10 protein-coding genes and 1 tRNA gene are annotated in these 10,290 nt (G+C 70.6%); 6 read left to right on the plus strand and 5 right to left on the minus strand.

Annotation, left to right across the window (positions count from 1 at the left end; genetic code table 11):
- Positions 1–70: 70 nt before the first annotated feature.
- The gene (gene nth / locus IY392_RS02250) at positions 71–865 is read right to left on the minus strand and encodes an endonuclease III (RefSeq protein WP_194860404.1); all 795 of its coding nucleotides are present in this window, start codon (positions 863–865) and stop codon (positions 71–73) included.
- 316 nt (positions 866–1,181) lie between these two features.
- Between nth and IY392_RS02255 the strand changes: the two genes are divergently transcribed.
- Complete coding sequence (locus IY392_RS02255) at positions 1,182–1,886, plus strand: Crp/Fnr family transcriptional regulator (protein ID WP_017838335.1); 705 nt, start codon at positions 1,182–1,184, stop codon at positions 1,884–1,886.
- A gap of 103 nt (positions 1,887–1,989) precedes the next feature.
- On the opposite strand, the gene IY392_RS02260 is transcribed toward IY392_RS02255, so the two are convergent.
- From IY392_RS02260 to IY392_RS02270, 3 genes are read right to left on the minus strand one after another with little or no spacing between them, the layout of a single operon-like run.
- The gene (locus IY392_RS02260) at positions 1,990–2,832 is read right to left on the minus strand and encodes an MBL fold metallo-hydrolase (RefSeq protein WP_194860405.1); all 843 of its coding nucleotides are present in this window, start codon (positions 2,830–2,832) and stop codon (positions 1,990–1,992) included.
- Between the two features lie 32 nt (positions 2,833–2,864).
- Complete coding sequence (locus tag IY392_RS02265) at positions 2,865–3,344, minus strand: RidA family protein (RefSeq protein ID WP_107755627.1); 480 nt, start codon at positions 3,342–3,344, stop codon at positions 2,865–2,867.
- Positions 3,344–3,514 (minus strand): hypothetical protein, encoded by a 171-nt coding sequence (locus IY392_RS02270; RefSeq protein ID WP_107755626.1) that lies wholly within the window; start codon positions 3,512–3,514, stop codon positions 3,344–3,346. Before IY392_RS02270 ends, IY392_RS02265 begins: the two co-directional genes overlap by 1 nt.
- Before the next feature lie 65 nt (positions 3,515–3,579).
- Between IY392_RS02270 and IY392_RS02275 the strand changes: the two genes are divergently transcribed.
- Both IY392_RS02275 and IY392_RS02280 read left to right on the plus strand, forming a co-directional pair.
- Positions 3,580–4,659, plus strand: a complete 1,080-nt coding sequence (locus IY392_RS02275) for an ArsA-related P-loop ATPase (protein WP_194860406.1) — start codon at positions 3,580–3,582, stop codon at positions 4,657–4,659.
- A gap of 2 nt (positions 4,660–4,661) precedes the next feature.
- On the plus strand, positions 4,662–5,768 hold the full coding sequence (locus IY392_RS02280; protein WP_107755624.1) for an ArsA-related P-loop ATPase: 1,107 nt from the start codon (positions 4,662–4,664) through the stop codon (positions 5,766–5,768).
- Between the two features lie 116 nt (positions 5,769–5,884).
- Here the strand turns inward: IY392_RS02280 and IY392_RS02285 are convergent, their stop codons facing one another.
- On the minus strand, positions 5,885–6,262 hold the full coding sequence (locus IY392_RS02285) for a WhiB family transcriptional regulator (protein ID WP_170114850.1): 378 nt from the start codon (positions 6,260–6,262) through the stop codon (positions 5,885–5,887).
- A gap of 269 nt (positions 6,263–6,531) precedes the next feature.
- On the opposite strand from IY392_RS02285, the gene IY392_RS02290 reads away from it, so the two are divergent.
- From IY392_RS02290 to IY392_RS02300, 3 genes are all read left to right on the plus strand, one after another.
- Positions 6,532–8,916: a transglycosylase domain-containing protein gene (locus tag IY392_RS02290; protein WP_156607329.1), complete on the plus strand. Its 2,385-nt coding sequence runs from the start codon at positions 6,532–6,534 to the stop codon at positions 8,914–8,916.
- 50 nt (positions 8,917–8,966) lie between these two features.
- Positions 8,967–9,953, plus strand: coding sequence for a metallophosphoesterase (locus IY392_RS02295; RefSeq protein ID WP_182627686.1), 987 nt, complete (start codon positions 8,967–8,969; stop codon positions 9,951–9,953).
- Positions 9,954–10,004: 51 nt separating this feature from the next.
- Positions 10,005–10,078 (plus strand) — tRNA-Pro (locus tag IY392_RS02300).
- Positions 10,079–10,290: the final 212 nt, after the last annotated feature.

The following is a 10,290-nucleotide window of genomic DNA, read 5'->3' on the forward strand; positions in this document are numbered from 1 at the left end:
GTGGAGACCAGTGCCACGACGACGCCGACCAGCGCCACCAGCGCCACCAGCGACCACCTCGCCGAGGCACTCACGCCTGATCCCCCAGGCCGACCAGCTCCAACAGGTGCGATCGCTCGGGCCCCACCACGAGGCGGGCGGCGGCCACCGGGTCGAGCGGGCCGACCTCGCCGGCGGACGGGCAGTCCGAGGCCAGGGCACACGCACCGCAGGCCGCCGTCCTCGCGTGACAGACCCGGCGACCGTGGAAGATGATCCGGTGGCTGGCGTCGGTCCAGGTGGGCCGGGGCAGCAGCGCGGCCACCTCGCGCTCGATGCGCACCGGGTCGGTGGCCTCTGTCCACTTCCACCGGGCGACCAGACGCATGAAGTGGGTGTCCACCGTCAGTCCGGGCACACCGAACGCGTTGCCGAGCACCACGTTGGCCGTCTTCCGTCCGAATCCGGGGAGGGTGACCAGGTCCTCGAGCCGCCGCGGCACCTCGCCGTCGAACTTCTCCACCAGCGCCGCACCCAGCCCCTGGATACTCCGCGCCTTGTTGCGGTAGAAGCCGGTCGGTCGGATCAGCGTCTCCAGTTCCTCACGGTCCGCGCCCGCGTAGTCGGCCGCGGTCCGATACCGGGCGAACAGCGCCGGCGTGACCTCGTTGACGCGCTTGTCCGTGCACTGCGCGGACAGGATCGTCGCGACGCTCAGCTCGAGCGGGTTCCGGAAATCCAGCTCGCAGTAGACGTGGGGGAACGCGTCCTCCAGGGTGCGGAGCATGCGCCGGGCGCGGCGGGTGCGCCCGAGGTCGGTTTCCACCCCCCTCGCGGCCACCCCTCGTCTGCGGCGCTTCACGGAAGCTGGAGCGGGGTCGGGCATGCGTCCACATTACGGCCCGGGCCACCTGCGGGTGAGCCGGCCGCACGTGCGCGTCGGCCCGCGGGGGTGTTTACTCGGGGGCATGCAGGGAATCCTCGTCGTCCTGGTCCCGGTCCTCCTCGCCGGGTTCGCCCTCTTGATGGACCGGTTCGAGGCCTCCATTCTGGCCGAGCCGGAGCAGATCGAGAACTGACCCACCCCGGTCGCCGCGGGTTGGTCACACCGGGGGCACCGGAACGGCTACAGTGGCTCTCGCCACACGCACGCCATGGCGCGGACCTCGCTCGTCCTCGCCCGAACGGGAGGGTCACGGACTGTGACGATAGATCGCCGCACGGACCAGTCGGCCGACGACGTACTCACCCGGGCCGGCATCTTCCAGGGTGTCGAGCCCGCGGCCATCTCGGCGCTGCGTGCCGACCTGACCCGCGAGGAGTACTCGAAGGGTGATGTGATCATCCGCGAGGGCGAGCAGGGCGACAGCCTCTACATCGTCACGTCGGGCAAGGTGAAGCTCTCCCGCAAGGCCCCGGACGGTCGCGAGAACCTGCTGTCCATCCTCGGCCCCTCGGACATGTTCGGTGAGCTGTCGATCTTCGACCCGGGCCCGCGCACCTCGTCCGCGGTCTGCGTCACCGACGTCTCCGTGCAGTCCATGGACCGCTCGGCCCTCAAGCGGTGGATCTCCGAGCGGCCCGAGATCTCCGATCAGCTGCTGAGGGTGCTCGCCCGCCGTCTGCGCCGCACCAACAACAACCTCGCCGACCTCATCTTCACCGATGTGCCCGGTCGCGTGGCCAAGGCGCTGCTGCAGCTGGCCCAGCGCTTCGGCACCCAGGAGGGCGGCAACATCCGCGTGACGCACGACCTCACGCAGGAGGAGATCGCCCAGCTCGTCGGCGCCTCCCGCGAGACGGTCAACAAGGCCCTGGCCGAGTTCGCACACCGGGGTTGGCTGCGCCTCGAAGGCAAGAGCGTCATCATCTCCGACACCGAGCGCCTGGCCCGGCGCGCCCGCTGAGGCCCGCCGAGCCGCCCCGGCCCATCGACAAGAGCGTTCCGCACACCTCCCTCGAGAAGGGGTGCGGAACGCTCTTGTCGTAGGGCGGGCCGGGTCGGCCGGTCTAACCGGACCGATCCAGATAGCGCAGGGCCACGAGGGTGGACTGCTCGGCCACTTTGAGCAGGAACGGAGAGACATCCCGGTAGATGTGCTGCGTGATGACCTCGGCGGACGCATCGGGTCCCAGCACGCCCCGGGCTGCCGCGATCTGCTCTAGCCGGTCCCGCCGGTGACGGGCCAGCACCTGGGCGGCGCGAGCGGTATCGGCCACATCCGGACCGTGGCCGGGGATGCCCACCACGCCGTCGGCGCGCGCGGACAGCTGGTCGAGGCTCTGTAGGTAGTCCCCCAGATCGCCGTCGGTGGAGTCCAGAACGGTCGAGTCGCGACCCAGGATCGTGTCGCCGAGCACCACACAGTCCGCGCGCGCGGTGAACCCGGCACCCGCCGGACGCACCTCGAGACTGATCGAGTCCGCGGTGTGCCCGGGAGTGGCCAGCACGGTGAGGTCCAGCCCGGCGGCGTGGATCACCTCGTCGTCGTCGCCCCCCGTCACCAACGGCGCGGCATCCCGGCAGTACACCGGTCCGACCGCCCGGACCGGCGCGCCGGTCAGCGCCCGGAGGTCGTCGATCCCGCCGGTGTGGTCCCCGTGTCGATGGGTGATGACGACGAGCTCGATCTCGCCCACGATCGCGGCGATCCGCTCAGCGTGCGCGCGATTCTCCGGCCCGGGGTCCACCACCACGGCGGTGCGCGATCCGGGGGCCCGCAGCACCACCGTGTTGGTCCCCTCGAAGGTCATCTCCGAGGGGTTGTCGCAGAGGATCACCCCGGCCAGGTCCGTGACGGGTCGCAGGGTCTCGTACGCCGGGAACGTGATCGGGGCCAGGCCGCCGGTCATCGGCATTCTCCGTCCCGGGCCACCGTCCGGCCCTATCCCTCGACCTCGACGATGAGCTCGACCTCGACGGGCGCGTCGAGCGGCAGCTCGGAGACCCCGACCGCGGAGCGGGCGTGGACGCCGGCGTCCCCGAACACCTCACCCAGCAGATCCGAGGCGCCGTTGACCACCGCGGGCTGGGCGTTGAAGCCCGGGGCCGACGCGACGAAGCCGACGACCTTGACGATCCGCACCACCGAGTCGATGCCCACCAGGCCGTCCACGGCGGCGAGTGCGTTGAGGGCACAGGTCCGGGCGAGATCAGCCGCCGTCTCCGGGGACACCGCGGCACCGACCTTGCCGGTCGCGGCGAGAGCGCCGTCGATCATCGGCAGCTGACCGGAGGTGTAGACGTAGGCGCCCGTCCGCACGGCGGGCGCGTAGTTGGCGAGCGGGGGGACGACGGTCGGCAGGTCGATCCCCAGCTGCTCGAGCTTGCGGGTCCAGTACCCGCCGCCCTCGCCCTCCGGCATCAGAGCCGACGCTTGAGGTAGGCGACGTGCTGCTCACCGGTGGGGCCGGGCAGGACGGAGACCAGCTCCCAGCCGTCACCGCCCCACTGGTCGAGGATCTGCTTGGTGGCGTGGGTGAGCAGCGGGACCGTCACGTACTCGAACCGGGCTGCGGGGGTGGATTCGCTCATGCCCACACTCTAGGGAAGTCGCCGGCGGCCCGCGCGCCGTGGTGGAACCGCTTAGGGTGGACCGCATGCCGTCCACCGACACACCAGGAACGCAATCGACCCAGTCGGGTACGTCGAGTCAGTCCGTGAGGTCGACGATCGCCGACGAGCTGTCCACCGGCTGGTCCGACGCCTCCGCCCGCGCGGACCTCCACTACGTCTCCGGCAAGGGGGGCACCGGCAAGACCACGGTCGCCACCTCGCTCGCGCTGGCACTGGCCTCGACCGGACAGCGCGTCCTGCTGGTGGAGGTCGAGGAACGCCAGGGCATCGCGCGGATCTTCGACCGCTCGCCGCTGCCGTACCGCGAGGAACTCGTGGCCCGGGTCGACGGCGGTGGCAAGGTGTTCGCGCTGGCCATCGACATCGAGGCCGCGATGCTCGACTACCTTGACACCTTCTACCACCTCGGGGTGGTGGGCAAGGTGATGAAGTCGGTGGGCGCGATCGAGTTCGCCACCACCATCGCACCCGGCCTCAAGGACGTTCTCCTGACCGGCAAGATCTACGAGGTCGTCACGCGCCAACACGCCAAGAAGGAAGTGGTGTACGACGCGGTCGTCGTCGACGCCCCGCCCACCGGTCGCATCGGCAAGTTCCTCGACGTGACCACCGCGATGGCCGACCTCGCCGCCGGCGGGCCCATCCGTCGTCAGGCCGATGCCGTCGCCGAGCTGGTCCACTCCCCGCAGACGGTCGTGCACCTGGTGACCCTGCTCGAATCGCTGCCCGTCCAGGAGACCATCGAGGCGATCGAGGAGCTCCGGTCCCATGATCTGCGGGTGGGTCAGGTGATCATCAACCGAGCGGAGACCCGGCACCTCGACGACGACGCGCTGCAGCGGATCGCCGAGGAGGACATCGACGCCGAGGCGGTGCTGGCCGGTCTCGAGGAGACCGGTGTGGAGCTCGACGACGAGGGGCTGCAGGGGCTCCTGGTGGAGGCCATCGAGCACGCCCGCGTCGCACGCGGACAGCTCACAGCCGGCGAGACCCTGACCTCGTCCGGCTGCCCGACCCTCGTGCTGCCGGCCCTGCCCAACGGCGTCGAGGTCGCCGACCTGTACGACCTGGCCTCCGCCCTCGCCGACCAGGGAGTGCACTGATCATGACTCGTCGTCTCGACATCACCGGACTGCTCACAGACCCGGCGACCCGGGTGGTGGTCTGCACCGGCGCCGGCGGGGTGGGCAAGACCACCACCGCCGCCGCGGTGGCCCTGCGCGCCGCCGAACTCGGCCGCGACACCGTGGTCCTCACCATCGACCCGGCCCGGCGCCTCGCGCAGGCGCTGGGGATCGACGACCTCTCGAACGAACCGTCCCGCGTGGACCTGGGACCGGAGCACGCGGATTCGGACGGGTCGTTGCACGCGATGATGCTCGACATGCGTCGCACGTTCGACGAGCTGGTCATCGCCAACACCACGGCCGAGAAGGCGCAGTCCATCCTGGACAACCACTTCTACAAGACCATGGTCACCTCGTTCGCGGGGACGCAGGAGTACATGGCCATGGAGAAGCTGGGGCAGCTGCTCGACGACTCGACGTGGGACCTCGTCGTGGTCGACACCCCTCCCTCACGCAACGCGCTCGACTTCCTCGACGCCCCGCGCCGCCTGGGCGCCTTCATGGACAGTCGCCTCATGCGGGTGTTCGCGGCGCCCGGCCGCGGCGTCGGCCGCTTGATGACCGGTGCCATGAGCACCGCCATGCGGGGGGTGTCGGCGGTCGTCGGGTCCTCCATGCTCAAGGACGCCTCCGAGATGGTGGTGGCCCTGGACTCCACCTTCGGCGGGTTCGCCACGCGGGCCTCCCGCACCCAGGCGATCCTGCGGCGCAAGGGCACCGAGTTCCTGGTGGTCTCCTCCGCGGAGCGGCCCGCCCTCCGCGAGGCCGCGTTCTTCACCGAACGACTGTCGGAGGAGTCGATGCCGCTCGCGGGGGTCGTGATCAACCGCACCCACCCGCGGCTCACCGACCTGACAGCCGAGCAGGCGTGTGCGGCCGCCGACCGGTTGGCGGGGAACCCCGAGGCGGAGGCGGTGCTGCGGATCCACGCCGACCGGGCCGGGACGGCCAAGCAGGAGGTCCGCCTCCTGGAGTCCTTCACCGACACCCATCCGGATGTGCGGATCGTGGGAGTGCCCTCGCTCCCGTTCGAGATCTCCAACCTGGAGGCGTTGCGGTCGGTCGGCGACCAGCTCTGCGGGTGAACCGACTGAGTGGGTGAACCGACTGAGTGGGTGAACCGGCGCCGGGCCCGAACACACGACGCGACCCGCGGCGGGAGCCGCGGGTCGCGTCGTGTGGGGTACGGAACCGGTGGGAGTCAGTAGATGACGGTATGGCGTTCGATCTGCTGCGCGAAGAAGTCGGCCCAGGACCGCACCTCGGGGTGCTGCTTGAGCAGGGCGCGCCGCTGACGCTCGGTCATCCCGCCCCAGACCCCGAACTCCACGCGGTTGTCCAGCGCGTCGGCGCGGCACTGCAGGAGGACCGGGCAGTGGCGGCAGATGGACGCTGCCTTGCGCTGCGCGGCGCCGCGGACGAAGAGCTCGTCCGGGTCGATGTCCTTGCACCGGGCCTGGGCGACCCACTCCTGGCGCCCCTCCCCGATGATCGTCTCCTCGGAACCGAGGGGATTGCTTGAGCCGGGGCGGACCCCGGCGTCGTCGGTCCGGGAGGTCCCGGGAAGGGTGGCCGTCATCGATGTACCCCTGTCTGTGTGGAGTCGCGGACGGGTCTGCCGCACACGCCTCCGGCCTTCTGGACCCGCCCGGCGCGGCGGGCCCACGGTGTCCGCGGGAGCCTCTCGGCGGTGAGGGCCGTCACACGACCTCATCCGGGTTCGAAACGTCCCGCGTTCTCTAATATTGTTACCGCAGTCACACAACAGAAGTAAAGAGTCGTGTGCGACGGAGGCCTCGCGGGGTGGCGGGACGGGGGTGTTCACGTACTCTTGGCCCCGTGTCGGGTATGAGTTCGCTGGGAAAGCTGGTCGCGACCTGTGTCGCGGCCGGGGTGGTCGCGGCCGGATCATTGTTCCCGATAGCCGGGGCGGCGGGGCTGGCCTCCAACAAGATGGCGGATTCCCTGTCCGGGACCTCGGCGGACCTGATCAAGGGCGATCTCCCGTCCATCTCGACGGTCACCGACTCCGAGGGCACACCGATCGCCTGGTTGTACGACCAGCAGCGCGTGGTGGTCCCGAGCGATCAGATCTCGCAGAACATGAAGCTGGCGATCATCGCGATCGAGGACCGCCGGTTCGCCGACCACAACGGTGTGGACTGGCGGGGCACGATCCGCGCGGCGCTCACCAACGCCACGTCCGGCGACGTCCAGCAGGGCGCCTCGACCATCGATCAACAGCTGGTCAAGAACTACCAGTTCCTCGTCTCAGCGGAGAACGACGCGGAACGGCGAGCCGCCGTGGAGACCACCCCGGCGCGCAAGATCAAAGAGATCCGGATGGCGCTCACGCTGGACGCCGAGATGAGCAAGGACGACATCCTCAGCAAGTACCTCAACCTGATCTCCTTCGGCAACGGCGCCTTCGGCGTCCAGACCGCGGCCCAGACGTATTTCGGGGTCGACGCCTCCGAGCTGACCGTGCCGCAGTCGGCCATGCTCGCCGGGATGATCCAGTCCACCAGCATGTTCAACCCCTACGCCCACCCCGAGGACACCAAGGACCGTCGCGACACCGTCATCGACACCATGGTCCAGACCGGCGCGATCACGCCGGCGGAAGGCGCGGCCTTCGCGGCCGAGCCCCTCGGCGTGCTGGAACGCCCCAACTCGTTACCCCGTGGCTGCATCACCGCCGGCGACCGAGGGTTCTTCTGCGACTACGTACTGGACTACCTGGACCAGAACGGTCTGAGCCGCGAGATGGTCCAGGAGGGCGGGTACACCATCCGCACCACGCTCGACCCGACCGTCCACGACTCGGTCCAGCGGTCGCTCAACACCTACGGCAACCCGACGGGCCAGGGCGTGGCGCAGGTCATGAGCGTCGTGCGTCCGGGCCGGGATTCCCACAAGGTCGCGGCGATCGCCTCCAGCCGCCGGTACGGCCTCGAACTGGGTGACAGCCAGACGGTCCAGCCCCAGCCGTTCTCTCTGGTCGGCGACGGCGGCGGCTCGGTGTTCAAGGTCTTCACGGTGGCCGCGGCCATGGAGAAGGGGATGGGCACCAACACCACGTTGTCGGTTCCGCGCCGCGTGCAGGTCTCCGGCCTGGGCGCCGGCGGCGCCCCCGGATGCCCGCCCGGCCAGTACTGCGTGGAGAACGCCGGGTCGTACCCGGGGTCACTGTCCGTGGCGGACGCGCTGGCCCAGTCGCCCAACACGACCTTCGTCAACCTCATCAAGGACGTCGGGGTCGCTCCCACCGTGGACATGGCGGTGCGTCTCGGGATGCGGTCGTACGACCGCAAGGGCACCGCGGCGGACGGCGACTCGATCGCCGGGTTCATCAAGAAGAACAACCTGGGATCGTTCACCCTCGGACCCACGGCGGTCAACGCCCTGGAGTTGTCCAACGTCGGGGCCACCCTGGCCTCCGGGGGAACCTGGTGTCCGCCGAGCCCCATCGAGTCGATCACCGACCGCACCGGGGCGCCGGTCGAACTGAACGAACCGAGCTGCGAGCAGGTGGTCGAGCCCGGGTTGGCGAACACCCTCTCGGTGGCCCTGTCCAAGGACCACGTGGGAGCCGGCACCGCCGCGGGCGCGGCGGGGGCCGCCGGATGGGGCCTGCCCATGTCGGGCAAGACCGGAACCACGGAGGCCAACCGTTCCTCGGCGTTCCTCGGGTACACCAACAACTACTCGGCGGCCGTCTACGCCTTCAACGACGGCACCACCACGAGCGAGCTGTGCACCAGCCCCCTGCGCCAGTGCGCGTACGGCAACCTCTTCGGCGGTCTCGAGCCTGCCAACACCTGGTTCTCCGCGTTCACCCCGATCGCCCAGATCTACGGCCCGGTCCAGCTGCCCGCACCGGATCCCGCCTACCAGGCCGGAACCAGCGGCGCGGCGCTGCCCGATGTCGAGGGGATGAGCCAGTCGGCGGCGACTTCGCTGCTCACCGGCGCCGGATTCATCGTCAACACCCAGTTCGTCTCCGGCACCGGACGCACCTACGGGACCGTCGTGGGTCTCGACGGCGGGACCGGGATCCCCGGATCCCAGGTCACCCTCCGCGTCTCCGACGGCTCGGGGGGCGGCGGCCGGGCCGCGGCCCGGAACACCGACGGCCAGGAGGCGTCGGGCCCGGGGGCCGCGATCGGCGACGAGCCCGTCGTGCTGAACGTCCCCGGCCTGGCGCCCATCACCATCTCCCCGCCGAGGTAACCCCCGCCGGGGCGGAGCCTTCACGCGGGCGCCGCCGGTACGATGGTGGGATGCAGCGCCCCTCCCGTCGGACCCGGAGCACCCCGTCGACCCCCTCCGCGCGCGCGGCGGCCGTCCTCGCCGGTGCGGTGGTGGCGGGCACGGTCTACGCGTCGGGATGGGAGCGCAACGCGTTCACCGTCCGTCGTCATTCCCTCCCACTGCTCGCGCCGGGCTCGGAGCCGCTGAAGATCCTGCACATCTCGGACCTGCACATGATGCCCGGCCAGAAGCGGAAACAGGACTTCCTCGCGGCCCTGGCCCGGTTGGAGCCGGATCTGGTCCTCAACACCGGGGACAACCTCTCGGACGTACGCGCGGTCCCGTCCGTCGTGCAGGCGCTCGGCCCTCTGCTGGGCCGGCCCGGGGCGTTCGTGTTCGGGTCCAACGACTACTACGCGCCGGTGCCCAAGAACCCCCTGTCGTACCTCGGCGTGGGACGGAAGAAGCACTCCTCCGTCCCGCTGCCGTGGCGGGACCTCAAGGCCGCGTTCTCCGAGCGTGGATGGGTCGACGCCACCCATCGGCGCGCGGAGATCGCCGTGGACGGTCGTCGTGTCCTGGTGGCGGGGGTCGACGACCCGCACATCGGCCGCGACCGCTACAGCGAGATCGAGGGGCCCGCCGGCCCGGCGTTCGACCTGCGGATCGGCCTGGTCCACTCCCCCGAGCCCCGGGTGCTCGACCGCTTCGACGCCGACGGGTACGACCTCGCGGTGGCGGGCCACACCCACGGCGGGCAGCTCTGCCTGCCCACGGGGGCGATCGTCACGAACTGCGGCATCGACCGCTCGCGCGCCCAGGGACTGTCCGCCTGGGGCCGGAACCTGGTCCTACACGTCTCCGCAGGGCTCGGCACCTCGCCGTACGTGCCGGTCCGGACGTTCTGCAGGCCCGAGGCGACGCTGCTCGAGCTGGTCGCCGGGCCCGGCGGTGGCGGCGACGAGGCCTCGGTCCCCGAGACGCCGTTGCGTGAACGGATCCCGCTGCCGGCCTGACCCGGTTTCGCGATTCATCCGGCGGGGCGCTAGAGTATCCCTCGTTGTCAGCGGGGTGTGGCGCAGCTTGGTAGCGCGCTTCGTTCGGGACGAAGAGGTCGTGGGTTCGAATCCCGCCACCCCGACAATGCGAGGTCCCGGGCCGTTCACGGTCCGGGACCTCGGTCATTTGTGAGGCCGCGGCGGACCAGGACCCGCGGACAACCGGGTTGCGACGACCGCGCTTCCGGTGCACGTCGGCGTAACAGATCCGTAGAGTTGTGTCATGACCTCCGAGACCGACGTCCAGAACGCCGCGGCCCCCGGCGCGGCGGCCCCCCAGCCGGCCAGCGCGGGG

The sequence above is a fragment of the Dietzia sp. SYD-A1 genome, from assembly GCF_015356725.1.
Lineage (GTDB): Bacteria > Actinomycetota > Actinomycetes > Mycobacteriales > Mycobacteriaceae > Dietzia.